Genomic DNA, 16,428 nt, shown 5'->3' on the forward strand with positions numbered 1-16,428 from the left:
TCGCCCTTATGCTTTGACGACTTGCAGCGCGGCAGCACTGTCAAGGTCACGGGTCAGCGGGTGGCCAGCAGAAATACGCACGACCTGATCCAGCAAGCGGGCATCCAGTGCCACCACCAGTTCAGCCGTACCACCCTGCTCTACTTTGACCTTGTCACCGGCGGCCACACCCAGCGCAGCCAGGGTCGCGGCATTGGCGCGCAGCGTTTCGGCCACTTGCGCATCCACGGTGGCATGCAGGCTAGGCGCACGACGTGACAACACGTCGCTCTGGTACAGCGGCACTTCAGCCAGGCGCACCAGACCGTTGCCCGCCGCACGCGGCTTGACGTGCACATGTTCCACGGCGTTGTTGTTCAGACGCGCTTCAACGCCAGCCGACAGCGCTTCGTCACGCACTTCTTCCGAAGTGCCGTATTCAAAGCCGTTCAGGCCCAGCAGGTTGCCCAACACGCGGAATACTTTCCACGCCGGACGGGTATCGCCCAGCGGACGCACCACACCGTTAAAGCTTTGCGGACGGCCTTCCATATTGATGTAGGTGCCCGAGGTTTCCGAGAACGGCGAAACCGGCAGGATTACATCGGCGTAGTCATAGGCGCACGACTGGAAGCTCGACAGCACCACCACCATTTCGGCTTGCTCAACCGCAGCCAATGCCTTGACCGGGTTGGCGGTATCGAAGTCCGGTTCCGCGCCCAGCAATACATAGGCTTTCTTCGGGCTAGCAAACACGTCGCCTGCGGCGTTAAAGCCGATCAGCTCAGCGCCAGCGGTGTTGGCGCCCGCGGTCAGCACGCCGAAGGTCGCGCCAGTCAGTGCAGCCAGTGCGGCAGCGACGGCGTGGATTTCAGCAGCGCGCGCATCTTGTACGGCCAGGTTGCCGAGAATGATCGAAGCGCGTTCGCCCGCAGCCAGGATATTGGCTACGCCGCGAGCGGCATCAGTAATCTCGGTGTGGCTGGTGTCGATATGCGCCGGGCAGCTTACGCCCTTGATTTCGACGGTGGCCTTCAGCACGGCCAGCAGGCCTTCCACCAGTTGGTCCGGACGGGTAACGACTTCACCGGCCAGACGCAGCAGCATGTCGTCGCCGTGCGGGTTAACCGCAGCCACTTTCATGCCGTGCTTGACGGCCTGGCGCAGACGTTGCGCGATCAGCGGGTGTTCTTTGCGCAGCGTGGAACCGACCACGACCACGGCATCGCTTTCGGCCAACTCAACAATGCTTTGACCCAGCCACTGCACGCCGGCGGTGGCGAAGGACGCATCTTGCTGACGCAGACGCGATTCCGTGTTCTTGATGCCCAGACCGTTCGCCAGCTTTTTCAGCAGGAACAGTTCTTCCAGCGTGGATTGCGGTGTGGCCACTGCAGCGATGCTGTCGCCGCCATGGTCCGCAACGATGGACTTCAGGCCGTTGGCGACGTATTCCAGCGCCACGGTCCAGTCCACCTGCTGCCACACGCCGCCTTGCTTGATCATCGGCTTGGTCACGCGTTCCGGGCTGTTCAGCGCTTCGTACGAGAAACGATCGCGGTCGGACAACCAGCATTCGTTGATCGATTCGTTATCCAGCGGCAGTACGCGTTTAACTTGATGGTCTTTGACCTGCACGGTCAGGTTGGAACCCAGACCATCGTGCGGGCTTACCGATTTGCGACGCGACAGTTCCCAGGTCCGCGCCGAGAAGCGGAACGGCTTGGAGGTCAGCGCGCCCACCGGGCACAGATCGATCACGTTGCCCGAGATTTCCGAGTTAACGGTCTTGCCGATAAACGACATGATCTCGGAATGCTCACCACGGCCCGGCATACCCAGTTCCTGGTAGCCCGCCACTTCTTCGGTGAAACGCACGCAACGGGTGCAATGAATGCAACGCGTCATGTCGGTGGAGATCAGCGGGCCCAGGTTCTTGTTGACCACCGAGCGCTTTTCTTCTTCGTAGCGCGAAGCAGACTTGCCGTAACCGACGGCCAGATCCTGCAGCTGACATTCACCGCCCTGATCGCAAATCGGGCAATCCAGCGGGTGGTTGATCAGCAGGAATTCCATCACGCCCGCTTGCGCCTTGACAGCGGAATCGGAGTGGGTCCACACCTTCATGCCGTCCGTAACCGGCGTAGCACAGGCGGGCAGCGGCTTCGGCGCTTTCTCGACCTGGACCAGACACATCCGGCAGTTGGCGGCGATGGAGAGTTTCTTGTGATAGCAGAAGTGCGGGATGTAGGCGCCAACCGAATTGGCGGCGTCCATCACGGTGCTGCCACCGGGCACTGTCAGCTTCTTACCGTCGATTTCGACTTCAAGCATGATCGATCGATCCAGTTAATTCTTCAAAAATTCTTGAGCGACAAGGCATCACGGCGCGCGCATCAGGTGCGGCGCGCCGGGTCTTGCTCAGTGGTCCACCAGGCAGCGTTTGTTTTCGATGTGGTACTCGAATTCGCTGCGGAAGTGTTTGAGCATGCCTTGGACCGGCATCACGGCGGCATCGCCCAGTGCACAAATCGTGCGGCCTGCGATATTGGCGCCTACCGACAGCAGCAAATCGAGGTCTTCCGGACGGCCCTGGCCGTGTTCGATACGGTGAATCACGCGGTACAGCCAGCCAGTGCCTTCACGGCACGGCGTACATTGGCCGCACGATTCTTCAAAGTAGAAATAAGACAGGCGTTCCAGCGCGCGCACCATACAGGTGTCTTCGTCCATCACGATCACCGCGCCCGAACCCAGCATCGAACCCGCTTTCGCGATCGAATCAAAGTCCATGGTGCAGTTCATCATGATGTCGGCAGGCAACACCGGGGCGGACGAACCACCCGGGATGACGGCTTTCAGCTTCTTGCCGTTGCGCATGCCACCGGCCAGTTCAAGCAGTTCGGCAAACGGCATGCCCAGCGGCACTTCGTAATTGCCCGGACGATTGACGTGACCGGAAATCGAGAACAGCTTGGTGCCGCCGTTGTTGGGCTTGCCCAGCTCAAGGAATTTCTGGCCGCCGTTGCGCACGATGTACGGCACGGACGCGTAGGTCTCGGTGTTGTTGATCGTGGTGGGCTTGCCGTACAGACCAAAGCTGGCCGGGAAAGGCGGCTTGAAGCGCGGCTGGCCTTTTTTGCCTTCCAGCGATTCCAGCAGTGCAGTTTCTTCGCCGCAGATATACGCGCCATAACCATGGTGTGCATGCAGCTGGAAGTCGAAACCACAACCGAGGATGTTGGCGCCAAGGAAACCGGCAGCGCGGGCTTCTTCGATGGCTTCTTCAAAGCGCTCGTAGGCTTCGAAGACTTCACCGTGGATATAGTTGTAACCGACGGTCGCACCCATGGTGAAACCGCCGATGATCATGCCTTCGATCAGGGCGTGCGGGTTGTTCCAGATGATATCCAGATCTTTAAAGGTACCCGGCTCGCCTTCATCGGTATTGCAGACCAGGTATTTCTGACCCGGAAAGCTACGCGGCATGAACGACCATTTCAGGCCGGTAGGGAAACCGGCACCACCGCGACCACGCAGCGCCGACAGTTTCATTTCGGCGATGATCTGGTCTTGCGTCAGTTTTTCGTCGGCAATGCGACGCAGCCCGGCGTAACCGCCGCGCTTTACATATTCTTCGAGACGCCAGCTATTGGGGTCGTCAAAATCCACGCCCTCAAACACCACGCCTTTTGCAAACGTCGCCATTTATTCGAGCTCCGCCAGTTTCTTGTCGATGGCTTCCGGGGTCATGTGATTGCACATGGTGTGATTGTTGAACAACATCACCGGTGCATAGCCGCAAGCGCCCATGCACTCCCCTTCCTGCAACGTAAACTTGCCGTCGGCGGTGGTTTCACCGTAGCCGATGCCCAGCTTCTGCTGCAGATACTTGCCGGCGTCCGCGCCGCCCGACAGTGCACAGGGCAGATTGGTACAAACCGTGAGCTTGAACTTGCCCACTGGCTGGCGATTGAACATGCCGTAGAACGTGGCCACTTCCATGGCGGCGATCGGGGGCAGGCCCAGATAATCGGCAACGGCTTCGACAACGTCGTTGCTCAGCCAGCCGTGTTCGAGTTGAGCGATGCGCAGCGCCGACATCAGGGCCGAACGCTTTTGCTCGGCCGGGTACTTGGTCAGTTCCCGGTCGATCTTCGCGAGGGATTCTTTGGACAACATCAGCGATCCACCTCACCAAATACGATATCTTGCGTGCCGATAATGGCCACCACATCCGACAGCATATGGCCGCGCGACATTTCGTCGAGCGCGCTCAGATGCACATAGCCCGGCGCACGAATCTTCAGACGATACGGCTTGTTGGCCCCGTCCGAGATCATGTAAATGCCGAACTCACCCTTCGGATGCTCCACCGCGGCATAAGCCTCGCCTTCGGGCACGTGCATGCCTTCAGTAAACAGCTTGAAGTGGTGGATCAGTTCTTCCATGTTGGTTTTCATGCCAACACGCGACGGCGCAGCCACCTTGTGGTTCTCGGTAATGACCGGACCCGGGTTGGCGCGCAGCCATTGCACACATTGCTTGATGATGTGGTTGGACTGACGCATTTCTTCGACGCGCACCAGATAGCGGTCGTAGCAGTCGCCGTTTTTGCCCACCGGGATATCGAAATCAAGCTTGTCGTAGACTTCGTACGGTTGCTTTTTGCGGATGTCCCACTCGATGCCCGAACCACGCAGCATGGCGCCGGTAAAGCCCAGCGCCTTGGCGCGTTCTGGCGTCACCACACCGATACCGACGGTACGTTGTTTCCAGATACGGTTATCGGTGAGCAGGGTTTCGTATTCGTCGACGTAACCCGGGAAGCGCTTGGTAAAGTCGTCGATAAAATCGAGCAGCGAACCTTCGCGGTTTTCGTTCAGGCGCTTGATGGCCGCCGCGTTGCGTACCTTGGAAGCCTGATACTTGGGCATTTCTTCCGGTAGATCGCGGTACACGCCACCCGGACGGTAGTACGCCGCGTGCATCCGGGCACCGGACACCGCTTCGTAGCAATCCATCAGGTCTTCACGTTCGCGGAAGGCGTACAGAAAGATGGTCATGGCGCCGCAATCGAGCCCGTGCGAACCGATCCACATCAAGTGGTTCAGGATACGGGTGATCTCGTCGAACATCACGCGGATGTATTGCGCGCGCAGCGGCACATCCAGCCCCAACAGGCGTTCGATGGCCATGCAATAGGCGTGCTCGTTGGACATCATCGACACATAGTCGAGACGGTCCATATACGGCAGCGATTGAATATAGGTTTTGGTTTCAGCCAGCTTTTCGGTGGCGCGATGCAGCAGACCGATGTGCGGGTCAGCGCGTTCGACGACTTCACCATCCAGCTCCAGCACCAGGCGCAACACACCGTGCGCGGCCGGGTGTTGCGGGCCAAAGTTCAGCGTGTAATTACGGATTTCAGACGCCACCGTAGTTCTCCTCGCGAATGATGCGCGGCGTGTTTTCGCGCGGGTCGATGGTGACCGGCTGGTAAATCACCCGGGCTTGCTCCGGGTCATAACGCATTTCAACGTAACCGCTAACCGGGAAGTCTTTGCGGAACGGATGGCCGACAAAGCCATAGTCGGTCAGCAAACGGCGCAGATCCGGATGGCCTTGATAAATGATGCCGTACAGGTCAAACGATTCACGCTCGAACCAGTTCACGCCCGGCCAGATATCGATCAGTGACGGCAGCACCGGAAAATCATCATCCGGGCAGAACACGCGCAGACGCAGGCGGATATTGTGGGTGTACGACAGCAGATGGCAGACCGAGGCAAAGCGCAGGCCTTCCCACAAACCGTCGCGGTACTCGCTGTAATCCACGCCGCACAAGTCCACACAGGCTTCGAAACGCAGCGCGGGATCATCACGCAGCAGCGTTGCAGCCTCGATAAACTTTGCCGCCGGCACTTCCAGCGTAACTTCGTCCAGGCGCGTCTTGAGCGAATTGATACGCTCGGCGCCCAGCACGCGCTGGATATCTTCAATCAGTTGATTCAGGGTTTTCGCCACGATGTACCTCAGCCGTGCGCCTGCTCGAGCTGGCGTGCCCGGGCGATGGTGTTGGTGCGCTTGATCTTGTTCTGCATCTGGATCAGACCATACAGCAGCGCTTCTGCCGTCGGCGGGCAACCCGGAACATAGATGTCGACCGGAACGATGCGATCACAGCCGCGCACCACCGAATACGAGTAGTGGTAATAGCCACCGCCGTTGGCACAGGAGCCCATCGACAACACCCAGCGCGGTTCCGGCATCTGGTCATAGACCTTGCGCAGGGCGGGCGCCATCTTGTTACACAGGGTACCGGCAACGATCATCAAGTCAGACTGACGCGGCGACGGACGAAACACGATACCGAAGCGGTCAAGGTCATAACGCGCCGCGCCAGCGTGCATCATTTCTACGGCACAACAGGCCAGACCAAACGTCATCGGCCAGAGCGAGCCTGTGCGCGCCCAGTTGATAACGGTGTCGACGGATGTCGTGATAAAACCCTTTTCAAGGCTTTGCGTTGCTGCAGTCATCGCTTTACTCCCACTCCAGCGCGCCCTTCATCCACTCGTAGGCAAAGCCCACGACCAGGATGGCCAGGAAGATCAACATGGAAAAGAAACCGAAAGAGCCGATCTCCTTGAGCACCAGCGCCCACGGCACCAGAAAGGCCACTTCAAGATCGAACAGGATAAACAGGATGGCGACGAGGTAGTAGCGGACATCGAACTGGATGCGCGCGTCTTCGAAGGCTTCGAAGCCACACTCGTACGGGGAGAGTTTTTCTGGATCGGGTTTGTCAGTACCCAACAACTTGCTGAACACACCGCCCAACGTCATCAGACCCGCACCTGCGGCGGTACCAATGATGATGAAAAGCAGTATGGGGAAGTAATTCTGTAGCATGTCGATCCCCGGCAGAATCTCAACAGATTGAATTAGAAAATGCGCTTGCGATTGAATTGATCAATTTTTTAATTATTTTATAAAGCTTGAAAAAACGCCGGGCAGATTCCCAGCGCGTTTTCTGTATAGCTATGGTGCCGACAGAGAGACTCGAACTCTCACGGCCGCAGCCACTACCCCCTCAAGATAGCGTGTCTACCAATTCCACCATGTCGGCATAACCCATTACTGCTTTACAACCTGATAAAGCGTCGAAAATGCTTATTCAGGAATCTTGTTCTGGGCCGGCGTAGACGCAGCAGCCGGCGCGGACGCTGCGGCTTTGACATCACCCATCACACCCAGCGACGAAGATTTGCCCGGGGTCATCAGTACCACCAGACCCAGACAGCTTGCAAAAAAGACGGTTGCCAGCACGGCAGTGGTACGGCTCAGGAAGTTGGCAGAACCGGACGAGCCAAACAGGCTACCCGCAGAGCCACTACCGAACGCAGCGCCCATGTCAGCGCCTTTGCCGTGTTGCATCAGGACCAGAACGATCATCGACAAGGCCGATGCGACGTTCACAATCAAAACGAGGGTTTTAAGGATTTCCATCTTTTCTCTTCAATGCGGCGCGAATTCTAGCGCCGACGCGGTCTTTTTGCAATCTTACGCGGCTGGTTTTGATGCAGCGCAAGGTTTCATTTTCTTTAACGTGCTGCGCGACAAATCCGTAAAAACTCGGTTGCCGAAAGCGCTGCACCCCCTACCAGAACACCGTCCACCCCCTCCGTCGCCATGGTCTGGGCGGCGTTGGTGCCTTTGACACTACCGCCGTACAACACACAAGTGTGTGGTGACAACGTCTGCTTGATAAAGGCGTGCATCTCGGCGATCTGTTCGGGTGTGGCGACCACACCCGTGCCCACGGCCCACGACGGTTCGTATGCAACTGCATACAAGCTGGTGGGCACACCGGCCAGAACTTTCAGTTCATCTGCAATTACGTCTCTGGCGACGCCGTCAGCACGTTGCTGCTGCGTCTCACCCACGCAATACACCGGCCACAAACCGGCATCGAGCGCAGCCTTGACCTTGCGCGCAGCGGTTTCGCTGGTTTCGGCAAAATAGTTACGTCGCTCGGAATGCCCGACGATGACCATCTCGCAGCCCACATCAGCCAGCATCGCGCCGGAGACTTCACCGGTGTATGCGCCGATATGGTGTTCGCACAAATCCTGCGCACCCAGCTGGATCGGCGTATCGGCCAGCAGGCTCTTGGCCAGCGACAGATACGGATACGGTACACAGACGGCCACATTGGCACCCAGCTCAGCCCGCACCAGCTCTGGCAATACCGAGCGTATCTGCCCGACGCTGCCATGCATTTTCCAGTTACCGACGACCAGCTGTTTAGCCACGCAAAGCACCAGACACAAATTGCAAAAAGAGGGCGATTGTAGGCTGTGGCACCAGGGTGAGTCAAACCGCGGATGGGGCGTGTGTGCGGGGCCCGGCGCATCACGGCGCAGGCCCTGCCGCGATGGCCGCTTGCTGCCGTACAGGGCCGCGCGTGGGTGTCGGCAAATACAAGCGTCATCGCATGCAGCGTGTGAGCCCAACCTCATCACTTACGCCAAAGTTAACCGTTTGGCGCATCCACCGCCAAAATGCACGGACAAAACTGACAAAACGTGAAATTAATACTAAGAAGAACGCGACCCGCCACAAAAGACGGGCACTTTTCAACCTTTCCGGAGCGCAAAAATGCTGTTGAGACACAAGACTTGCCTCGCTTTGACCGGCCTGCTGCTAGCAGCCGGTGCACACGCCATTACATTTGATAACGCCATCGGCGTGGGCTACCCGCCCGCGCCTGCGGCCGACTGGAACAAGCTCAAGAGTACGTTCGAGGCTACGGACGAAGCAGGCAATAACCGCTATTGGGACTTCTACGTTGGCACTGCCTCCACGACTTACCAACTGGTCACATCGGCGGGTTACCAGGCCGCCTATGGGGTGTCGCTGCCGTTTCCATCCTCGCAATATGCGTTGATCAATACCGGATATTTCGGGACCGAACTGACGGTAGATAACTTTTATATCGACCCCGACTTCAATATCCACTACGCATCGCCGTTCTTGTTCACCGGCGTAGAAGCCGCCGCATTCTCGGATGCGATCGGCAATGGCAGCTTTAGCAGCAACACCGTTACCTTCGAGGGCTACAGCAACAACCAGCTGGTTGCCACGTTTACTGCCGATCTGAGCGACACCAGTTTTAACTGGTATGCCTCATCGTTTGCCACCACGCCCATAGACCGGCTCGAAATCCTGTCCAGCGGCCCGGGCAAACGCTGGTTGATCGACAAGATCGGCCTGACCTACCTCGAAGATGCCACCCTGGCCGCCCCCGTCCCCGAACCTGAGGAGTGGGCCCTGATGCTGACTGCCGTTGGTGCAATGGTGGCACGCACAGCAGCGCGCCGTCGTTCATCCAGCAAGGAGGCCGCACAATGAAAACCACCCACAAAATCGCAGCATTGGCGCTGGGCCTGAGCCTTGGCGCGGCCGCACAGGCCCAGACCTTGACCTTCAGTGATTTGACGGTCACCGGCCAACCGCAACTCTGGCACGGCTTTGATATTCCCTCAGACACCGCAACCCTCGATGCCAGCGCCAGCCTGGTGCCACAGCCGTATGGCACCAAGGCGCTCGTCGGCTCGGCGCAAGATATCGTGGTGCTGCATGCTTTGACGCCGTTTTTTTTCAGTGGCGCGAATGCCTCGCCGGCCGCGGTGACTAACTACGGCCTGGCAATGGCGCCTGCCATTCGCTTTGTGGGTTATCTGGATGGCGTGCAGGTTGCGGCGCAAAGCTTTAGCCTGTTCCACAACTATGCCGACGGTTCGGCTGATCTCAATTACTACTGGTATGACGTATCAAGCAGCTTTGCCAGTCAGAAGATTGATGCGCTGGCGATCTTCCCGGATGGCAATTACTGGTCGCAGGGCGGGCTGTGGTCCATTGACGCGATTAACATCAGCCCGGTCCCCGAACCCGAAACCTGGGCGCTGATGGGCCTGGGCCTGGTCGGCTTGATCGCAGGTCGGCGCAAAGCGGTGACAGCCTGATCTATCGCTTGCGACTTTACGCAGCCACAAGCCCGGCGTTCGCGTCGGGCTGTTTTTATTTCATTAAAAATCCGAGGCTTGCAGCGCTGCTCCCGGCTAACCCTCACGCAACCCCACCTGCCCTGCCCCGCCGGCCACGCCCATAAAAATCCGCACACCTCACCGGCGGACGCGCTCATCCGCGACTTGTAATATTTTGGAAATATTGATGCGCCATGATGCACGCCGAGTCGGGAACTACCCGTCGTTGCTCAACCGGAGAAAAATCATGACATGTGGGCGCACACTGCTCGTTTCCATTGGCCTGACCGCTGGCCTGTTTACTGCCCAGGCGATGGCTGCTGATATCACGGGTGCGGGTTCTACCTTTATTTATCCGCTGGCTGCCAAATGGGCCGAAACCTACAAAGCCAAGACCGGCACGGGCCTGAACTATCAGTCCATCGGTTCCGGCGGCGGCATCAAGCAAATCCAGGCCAAGACCGTTGACTTCGGCGCTTCCGACAAGCCGCTGACCCAGGCAGAACTGGACAAATCCGGTCTGGTGCAATTTCCGGTTGCAATGGGCGGCGTGGTTCCGGTCACCAATCTGGAAGGCATCAAGGGCGGCGATCTGAAGCTGAGCGGCGCAGTGCTGGCTGATATTTTCCTGGGCAAGATCAAAAAGTGGAATGACCCGGAAATCGCCAAGCTCAACGCCGGCGTCAAGCTGCCGGAAAACGCCATCACCGTGGTTCACCGTGCTGACGGTTCGGGCACCACCTTCATCTTTACCAACTACCTGTCCAAGGTAAGCGGCGACTGGAAGAGCAAGGTGGGCGAAGACGCCACCGTGCAATGGCCGAGCGGTGTGGGTGGCAAGGGCAACGAAGGCGTGGCGCAATACGTGCAACGCATCAAGGGCGCAATCGGCTACGTCGAATACGCTTATGCCAAGCAAAACAAGATGGATTACATCAACCTGCAGAACAAGGCTGGTGCGTTCGTGTCGCCGACCGAAGAATCGTTCAAGGCTGCAGCTGCTGGCGCTGACTGGAAGAGCGCACCGGGCTTTTATGTAATTCTGACCGACCAGGCCGCCAAGACCGCATGGCCGATCACCGGCGCCACCTTTGCGCTGATGCAAAAGAAACAAGACAAAGCGGCCCAGGGCGCCGAAGTGCTGAAGTTCTTTGACTGGTCCTACGCCAACGGCGACCAGACCGCTTCGAGCCTCGACTATGTGCCGATGCCGAAAGACGTGAAGGACGTGATCCGTACCTCCTGGAAACAGATCACCGATACCAACAACGCGCCGGTCTGGAAGTAATCTGCCGACCTTTGCCGTAAAACTCAGGTACACAGGACTGGCATGAACGTTAAAATGCAGCCCGAGTACAAGCCTGACACAACAGGAGCCACCCTGGCTCCTGTTGTTGTTCCGGCTAGCCCGGAGACGCGAATGAATTCCACGGACCAGCGCCTGCATCGGCAAGTGCTGCAAGACCGCATTTTCCGCGGTGTAACCCGCTTTTTTGCTTTGTTTGTACTGGCGCTGCTGGCAGGCATCATCCTGTCGCTGCTGATCGGTGCATGGCCAGCCATCAAAGAGTTTGGCCTCGGCTTTATCGTTAATACCGAATGGAACCCGGTGACCGGCAAGTTTGGCGGCTGGAACTCGATCCGCGGTACTTTGTTGTCCTCTTTTATTGCCCTGTTGATCGGCGTGCCGGTCAGTCTGGGTATTGCCGTTTTTCTGACCGAACTGTCGCCGGTGTGGTTGCGCCGTCCGCTGGGCATCGCCATCGAGCTGCTGGCGGGCGTGCCGTCGATCATCTACGGCATGTGGGGCCTGTTTGTGTTTGCGCCGTGGTTTGCCGATAACGTGCAACCGTGGCTGACCGAACACACAGACGGCATCCCGGTCCTCGGCACCGTGTTTGCCGGCCCGCCCATGGGCATCGGCATGCTGACCGCAGGGCTGATCCTGTCGGTGATGATCATCCCGTTTGTGTCGTCGGTAATGCGCGATGTGTTTGAGGTGGTTCCGGCCATGCTCAAGGAATCGGCATACGGCCTCGGCAGCACAACCTGGGAAGTGGTGTGGAACGTGGTGCTGCCGTACACGCGTAACGGCGTGATTGGCGGCGTGATGCTGGGTCTGGGCCGCGCATTGGGCGAAACCATGGCCATCACGTTTGTGATCGGCAACGCGCAGCAACCGATCAGCAGCCTGTTTGATCCTTCGACGTCGATCTCGGCCACGCTGGCCAACGAGTTCACCGAAGCGACCACCGTGTTGCACACCAGCAGCCTGATCTATCTGGGCCTGCTGCTGTTTGTCATTACCTTTATCGTGTTGATGATGTCCAAAGTGCTGCTGCTGCGTATGCAACGCGCCGAAGGCAAACAATCATGAGCGCCATGTCCTCTACTTATACCCGCCGTCGCCTCGTCAACATCGTCACGCTTAGCCTGTCGACCTTTGCCATGTTGTTCGGCCTGTTCTGGCTGGCGTGGATTCTGTACACGCTGTTCAAGAACGGCTTTGGCGGCTTGTCGGTTACGCTGTTCACCCAGACCACCCCTGCTCCGGGCAGCCATGGCGGTTTGTCCAACGCCATCATCGGCAGCTTGTTGATGTCAGTCGGCGGCACGGTCATTGGCACGCCGATCGGCATTCTGGCGGGCACTTACCTCGCCGAGTTTGGTGATCGTGGCTGGCTGGCCCCGTTAACACGCTTTATCAACGACATTCTGTTGTCGGCCCCGTCGATTGTGGTGGGCCTGTTTATTTATGAAGTCTACGTAGTCCGCACCGGGCACTTCTCGGGTTGGGCGGGCGCGTTTGCCCTGGCCATCCTGGTGATTCCGGTGGTAGTACGCACCACCGAGAACATGTTGCGTCTGGTACCAAGCAGCATGCGCGAAGCCGCATATGCCTTGGGTGCACCGCAATGGAAGATGACGATGCTGGTGACGTTGCGTGCGGCCAAGGCCGGCGTCGTAACCGGTGTCTTGCTGGCGGTTGCGCGCATCGTCGGGGAAACCGCGCCCTTGCTGTTTACCGCACTCAACAACCAGTTCTATAGCAATCTGAACCAGCCGATGGCCAACCTGCCGATGGTGATTTTCCAGTTTGCCATGAGCCCGTATGAAGACTGGCACTCGCTGGCCTGGGCTGGCAGCCTGTTGATCGGTCTGTTTGTGCTGGGCATGAACATCGTTGCTCGCGCGCTGGTCAAGCCGCAGCAACAACACTAAGCCGCCGGAAGAAAAAAGATATGCGACTCCAGGATTCCACCATGAATGCAGCGTTGAAACCCAAGCTGGCCGTCAAAAACCTCAATTTTTATTACGGCAATTACCATGCGCTGAAGAACATCAATCTTCAGGTCGGCGAAGGCAAGGTCACCGCATTTATCGGCCCGTCCGGCTGCGGCAAATCCACGCTGCTGCGTACCTTCAACCGTATGTACGAGCTGTATCCCAAACTGCGCGCTGAAGGCGAGATTTTGCTCAATGGCAACAACATCCTCGAGAAGGGTGTTGATCTGAACATGCTGCGCGCCAAGGTGGGCATGGTGTTCCAGAAGCCGACGCCGTTCCCCATGTCGATCTACGACAACATCGCCTTTGGTGTGAAGTTGTACGAGAGCCTGTCGAAATCGGAGATGGATGACCGCGTTGAATGGGCATTGTCCAAAGCCGCGCTGTGGAACGAAGCCAAAGACAAACTGCGCCAGTCAGGTCTGGGCTTGTCGGGCGGTCAGCAACAGCGTCTGTGTATTGCGCGCGCCATTGCGGTCAAGCCCGAAGTGCTGCTGCTGGACGAACCGACTTCCGCGCTCGACCCGATCTCGACCGCGCACATCGAAGAACTGGTGCATGAGCTGAAGCAGGATTACACCATCGCCATTGTTACCCACAACATGCAACAGGCGGCGCGGGTGTCGGACTACACCGCTTATATGTACCTGGGCGAGCTGGTCGAAGTGGGCGAAACCGACAATATCTTTACCGCGCCCAAGAAAAAAGCGACCGAAGACTACATTACCGGCAAGTTTGGTTGAGTCGAGGCCCTGCTCTGCCGCGTGCTGCGGCGGGGCCAGGCAATAAAAAAACCGCCATGCAGGCGGTTTTTTTATTGCTTGGGCAGTGCTTATTCTGCCGAAGCTTCTTGCGTGACCACTGCGGCAATATCGCCCGCCAGCTTGGCCGCCACGCCGGCATCAACGTGTTCAACCATCACGCGGATCAACGGCTCGGTACCGGACGGACGCAGCAGCACGCGGCCTTGTTCGCCCATGGCTTGTTCCGCCTGCTTGACCGATTGCTGGATCGCGCTGGAACTACCCACATCGAAACCCTTGGCAATGCGCACGTTCTTGAGCACTTGCGTCGACAAAGCCAGCTCGGACCGGTACGCGGCCAACGTTTTACCTTGTTCAATCAGCGCTTCGAGCACTTGCAGCGCCGAAACAATGCCGTCGCCGGTGGTATGGCGATCCAGGCTCAGAATGTGACCACTCCCCTCGCCGCCCAGCAACCAGCCACGTTCGGCCAGGCGCTCCAGCACGTAGCGGTCGCCGACCTTGGCGCGCTCGAAGGCGATTCCGCGCGCTTTAAGGCCGTTCTCAACGCCCAGGTTGGTCATCAAGGTACCCACCACCCCACCGCCCAGCGTGCCCTGCTCCGCACGATGGCGGGCCAGTACATAGATCAGCAGATCGCCATCGATAACGGCGCCGTCGCCATCTACCATGATCAGGCGGTCGCCATCGCCATCCAGCGCGATACCGTAGTCCGCACCCACGGCCAGTACTTTCTGGCGCATGGTTTCGACATGAGTGGCCCCCACTTCTTCGTTGATATTGAAGCCGTTGGGTTTGTCGCCGATGGTGATGACTTCGGCACCGAGCTCATGAAACACGTGCGGTGCCACCTGGTAGGTAGCGCCATGCGCGCAATCCACCACCAGCTTCAGTCCACGCAGGTCCAGCTCGTTGGGAAAGGTTGATTTGCAGAATTCAATATAACGACCAGCCGCATCGCCCACGCGCCAGGCTTTGCCCAATTGCTTGGAGCCCACACATGGCTGCGCATCATCAATGGCTTCTTCGATAGCCAGTTCAACATCATCGGGCAGCTTCTTGCCACCGGCGCCGAAGAACTTGATGCCGTTATCGTAATAGGGGTTATGCGACGCGGAGATCACCACGCCTGCAGACAAGCGCAATGCGCGCGTCAGATAGGCCACGCCTGGCGTGGGCAGCGGGCCGGTCAAATGCACGTCGACACCGGCCGCATTCAAGCCCGCTTGCAGTGCCGCCTCGAGCATATAGCCCGAAACACGCGTGTCTTTGCCGATCAGCACTGCGGCATGGTCGCCACGTTGGCGGCGCTCCGCCGTGGCGAGGACGCGGCCTGCGGCATAGCCCAGCTTCATTGCGAATTCGGGGGTAATCGGATACTCCCCCACCAGGCCACGAACGCCGTCCGTGCCAAAATATTTGCGCGCCATTACTGTCCTTTATGCATAGCCCGCGTGCGCTCTTGCGGCGCTAGCGGTACTGACAAAACCGGAAATCATTGTAAGGCGGCAAGTATTTTTAACGCATCCACAGTTTCCCTGACGTCATGCACGCGTACCACGCTGGCACCCGCTTGCGCAGCCAGCATTGCGGCAGTGGCGCTGGCAACAACACGCTCCGTGACGGGACGCCCGGTGATCTGGCCCAACATGCTTTTGCGCGACACGCCGATCAAAAACGGGCGATCCAGCTCGGCAATCATCTGATGCATGGCCTTGAACAAGGCAATGTTGTGGTCGAGGTTCTTGCCAAAGCCAAAGCCTGGATCAAGCAGAATGCGATCACGGCTAATGCCGGCCGCCTCGGCGATGTCGCGGCGATGCGCCAGATAACGCGTGACTTCCGCCACCACGTCTTCGTACTCAGGCGCGGTCTGCATCGATTGCGGCTCGCCGCGTTTGTGCATCAAACACACGGCCACTTGCGCGTTGGCAGCCGCTTCCAGCGCGCCGGGTTCTTCCAACGCGGCAATATCGTTGATCAGATCGATGCCAGCTTCGAGCGCAGCGTGCATAACCCCAGGACGGCGTGTATCGATCGACAAGGGCACGTTCAGCGACTTGAGCGCCGAAATTACCGGCACCACGCGCGCTATCTCGTCCTCCACGCTGACGAGCATTGCGCCCGGCCGTGTTGATTCACCGCCGATGTCGATAATGTCTGCACCGGCATTCACCAGGGCCTCGGCATGCGCCACAGCCTTGGAACAGGTATCGAAATTCCCACCATCCGAAAACGAATCCGGGGTGACGTTGAGTATGCCCATCACCAACGGTCTGGCCAGACTCATCCGGAACCGACCGCACTGAAAGTCCTGCATAACTACTCCAACTGCGCCACGCTTA

The 16,428-nt window shown here is 58.4% G+C and carries 17 protein-coding genes and 1 tRNA gene; 6 read left to right on the forward strand and 12 right to left on the reverse strand.

What is annotated here, in order from left to right:
• Positions 1-6: 6 nt before the first annotated feature.
• From nuoG to tpiA, 10 genes are all read right to left on the reverse strand, one after another.
• On the reverse strand, positions 7-2,313 hold the full coding sequence (nuoG, locus tag ACYQ1A_RS13960) for an NADH-quinone oxidoreductase subunit NuoG (protein WP_499362903.1): 2,307 nt from the start codon (positions 2,311-2,313) through the stop codon (positions 7-9).
• Between the two features lie 87 nt (positions 2,314-2,400).
• Complete coding sequence (gene nuoF, locus ACYQ1A_RS13965) at positions 2,401-3,687, reverse strand: NADH-quinone oxidoreductase subunit NuoF (protein WP_499362905.1); 1,287 nt, start codon at positions 3,685-3,687, stop codon at positions 2,401-2,403.
• Positions 3,688-4,161 carry an NADH-quinone oxidoreductase subunit NuoE gene (gene nuoE / locus ACYQ1A_RS13970; protein ID WP_053936337.1) on the reverse strand — a complete coding sequence of 158 codons (474 nt, stop codon included), beginning with the start codon at positions 4,159-4,161 and terminating at the stop codon, positions 3,688-3,690.
• Positions 4,161-5,417 (reverse strand): NADH-quinone oxidoreductase subunit D, encoded by a 1,257-nt coding sequence (locus ACYQ1A_RS13975; protein ID WP_053936336.1) that lies wholly within the window; start codon positions 5,415-5,417, stop codon positions 4,161-4,163. Before ACYQ1A_RS13975 ends, nuoE begins: the two co-directional genes overlap by 1 nt.
• Positions 5,407-6,006 carry an NADH-quinone oxidoreductase subunit C gene (locus ACYQ1A_RS13980; RefSeq protein WP_499362908.1) on the reverse strand — a complete coding sequence of 200 codons (600 nt, stop codon included), beginning with the start codon at positions 6,004-6,006 and terminating at the stop codon, positions 5,407-5,409. Before ACYQ1A_RS13980 ends, ACYQ1A_RS13975 begins: the two co-directional genes overlap by 11 nt.
• 8 nt (positions 6,007-6,014) lie before the next feature.
• Complete coding sequence (locus tag ACYQ1A_RS13985; RefSeq protein WP_053936334.1) at positions 6,015-6,521, reverse strand: NuoB/complex I 20 kDa subunit family protein; 507 nt, start codon at positions 6,519-6,521, stop codon at positions 6,015-6,017.
• 4 nt (positions 6,522-6,525) lie between these two features.
• Positions 6,526-6,894, reverse strand: coding sequence for an NADH-quinone oxidoreductase subunit A (locus ACYQ1A_RS13990; protein WP_499362911.1), 369 nt, complete (start codon positions 6,892-6,894; stop codon positions 6,526-6,528).
• 132 nt (positions 6,895-7,026) lie between these two features.
• Positions 7,027-7,111, reverse strand: a tRNA-Leu gene (locus ACYQ1A_RS13995).
• A 44-nt stretch (positions 7,112-7,155) separates the two neighbouring features.
• Positions 7,156-7,491 carry a preprotein translocase subunit SecG gene (gene secG, locus ACYQ1A_RS14000; RefSeq protein ID WP_499362913.1) on the reverse strand — a complete coding sequence of 112 codons (336 nt, stop codon included), beginning with the start codon at positions 7,489-7,491 and terminating at the stop codon, positions 7,156-7,158.
• Positions 7,492-7,586: 95 nt separating this feature from the next.
• Positions 7,587-8,297, reverse strand: coding sequence for a triose-phosphate isomerase (gene tpiA / locus ACYQ1A_RS14005; protein ID WP_499362915.1), 711 nt, complete (start codon positions 8,295-8,297; stop codon positions 7,587-7,589).
• A gap of 346 nt (positions 8,298-8,643) precedes the next feature.
• On the opposite strand from tpiA, the gene ACYQ1A_RS14010 reads away from it, so the two are divergent.
• The 6 genes from ACYQ1A_RS14010 (at position 8,644) to pstB (ending at position 14,062) form a co-directional block, all read left to right on the forward strand.
• Positions 8,644-9,396: a hypothetical protein gene (locus tag ACYQ1A_RS14010; protein ID WP_499362917.1), complete on the forward strand. Its 753-nt coding sequence runs from the start codon at positions 8,644-8,646 to the stop codon at positions 9,394-9,396.
• A complete protein-coding gene (locus ACYQ1A_RS14015) occupies positions 9,393-10,010 on the forward strand; it encodes a PEP-CTERM sorting domain-containing protein (protein WP_499362919.1) in 618 nt (205 codons plus the stop codon). The genes ACYQ1A_RS14010 and ACYQ1A_RS14015 overlap by 4 nt, the downstream gene beginning before the upstream one ends.
• Positions 10,011-10,278: 268 nt before the next feature.
• On the forward strand, positions 10,279-11,319 hold the full coding sequence (pstS, locus tag ACYQ1A_RS14020) for a phosphate ABC transporter substrate-binding protein PstS (protein WP_499362921.1): 1,041 nt from the start codon (positions 10,279-10,281) through the stop codon (positions 11,317-11,319).
• 132 nt (positions 11,320-11,451) lie between these two features.
• Positions 11,452-12,408 carry a phosphate ABC transporter permease subunit PstC gene (gene pstC, locus ACYQ1A_RS14025; RefSeq protein ID WP_499362923.1) on the forward strand — a complete coding sequence of 319 codons (957 nt, stop codon included), beginning with the start codon at positions 11,452-11,454 and terminating at the stop codon, positions 12,406-12,408.
• Positions 12,405-13,253: a phosphate ABC transporter permease PstA gene (gene pstA / locus ACYQ1A_RS14030; RefSeq protein ID WP_499362925.1), complete on the forward strand. Its 849-nt coding sequence runs from the start codon at positions 12,405-12,407 to the stop codon at positions 13,251-13,253. The genes pstC and pstA overlap by 4 nt, the downstream gene beginning before the upstream one ends.
• Before the next feature lie 41 nt (positions 13,254-13,294).
• Positions 13,295-14,062: a phosphate ABC transporter ATP-binding protein PstB gene (gene pstB / locus ACYQ1A_RS14035; RefSeq protein ID WP_499362927.1), complete on the forward strand. Its 768-nt coding sequence runs from the start codon at positions 13,295-13,297 to the stop codon at positions 14,060-14,062.
• Positions 14,063-14,151: 89 nt separating this feature from the next.
• Here the strand turns inward: pstB and glmM are convergent, their stop codons facing one another.
• Together glmM and folP are read right to left on the reverse strand one after the other, a co-directional pair.
• Positions 14,152-15,513, reverse strand: coding sequence for a phosphoglucosamine mutase (glmM, locus tag ACYQ1A_RS14040; protein ID WP_062222272.1), 1,362 nt, complete (start codon positions 15,511-15,513; stop codon positions 14,152-14,154).
• Between the two features lie 65 nt (positions 15,514-15,578).
• Entirely contained in the window at positions 15,579-16,373 is a 795-nt protein-coding gene (gene folP, locus ACYQ1A_RS14045; RefSeq protein ID WP_499362929.1) for a dihydropteroate synthase, read from the reverse strand.
• Between the last annotated feature and the right edge of the window lie 55 nt (positions 16,374-16,428).

It is taken from the genome of Silvimonas sp. JCM 19000 (assembly GCF_054652575.1).

What these genes read in the sequence shown, in the direction of transcription:
- nuoF (WP_499362905.1), bottom strand. Translation starts at nt 3,687, where the DNA reads ATGGCGACGTTTGCAAAAGGCGTGGTGTTTGAGGGCGTGGATTTTGAC.
- pstS (WP_499362921.1), top strand. Translation starts at nt 10,279, where the DNA reads ATGACATGTGGGCGCACACTGCTCGTTTCCATTGGCCTGACCGCTGGC.
- ACYQ1A_RS14015 (WP_499362919.1), top strand. Translation starts at nt 9,393, where the DNA reads ATGAAAACCACCCACAAAATCGCAGCATTGGCGCTGGGCCTGAGCCTT.
- glmM (WP_062222272.1), bottom strand. Translation starts at nt 15,513, where the DNA reads ATGGCGCGCAAATATTTTGGCACGGACGGCGTTCGTGGCCTGGTGGGG.
- pstA (WP_499362925.1), top strand. Translation starts at nt 12,405, where the DNA reads ATGAGCGCCATGTCCTCTACTTATACCCGCCGTCGCCTCGTCAACATC.
- ACYQ1A_RS13990 (WP_499362911.1), bottom strand. Translation starts at nt 6,894, where the DNA reads ATGCTACAGAATTACTTCCCCATACTGCTTTTCATCATCATTGGTACC.
- secG (WP_499362913.1), bottom strand. Translation starts at nt 7,491, where the DNA reads ATGGAAATCCTTAAAACCCTCGTTTTGATTGTGAACGTCGCATCGGCC.
- ACYQ1A_RS13985 (WP_053936334.1), bottom strand. Translation starts at nt 6,521, where the DNA reads ATGACTGCAGCAACGCAAAGCCTTGAAAAGGGTTTTATCACGACATCC.
- nuoG (WP_499362903.1), bottom strand. Translation starts at nt 2,313, where the DNA reads ATGCTTGAAGTCGAAATCGACGGTAAGAAGCTGACAGTGCCCGGTGGC.
- folP (WP_499362929.1), bottom strand. Translation starts at nt 16,373, where the DNA reads ATGAGTCTGGCCAGACCGTTGGTGATGGGCATACTCAACGTCACCCCG.
- nuoE (WP_053936337.1), bottom strand. Translation starts at nt 4,161, where the DNA reads ATGTTGTCCAAAGAATCCCTCGCGAAGATCGACCGGGAACTGACCAAG.
- pstC (WP_499362923.1), top strand. Translation starts at nt 11,452, where the DNA reads ATGAATTCCACGGACCAGCGCCTGCATCGGCAAGTGCTGCAAGACCGC.
- pstB (WP_499362927.1), top strand. Translation starts at nt 13,295, where the DNA reads ATGAATGCAGCGTTGAAACCCAAGCTGGCCGTCAAAAACCTCAATTTT.
- ACYQ1A_RS14010 (WP_499362917.1), top strand. Translation starts at nt 8,644, where the DNA reads ATGCTGTTGAGACACAAGACTTGCCTCGCTTTGACCGGCCTGCTGCTA.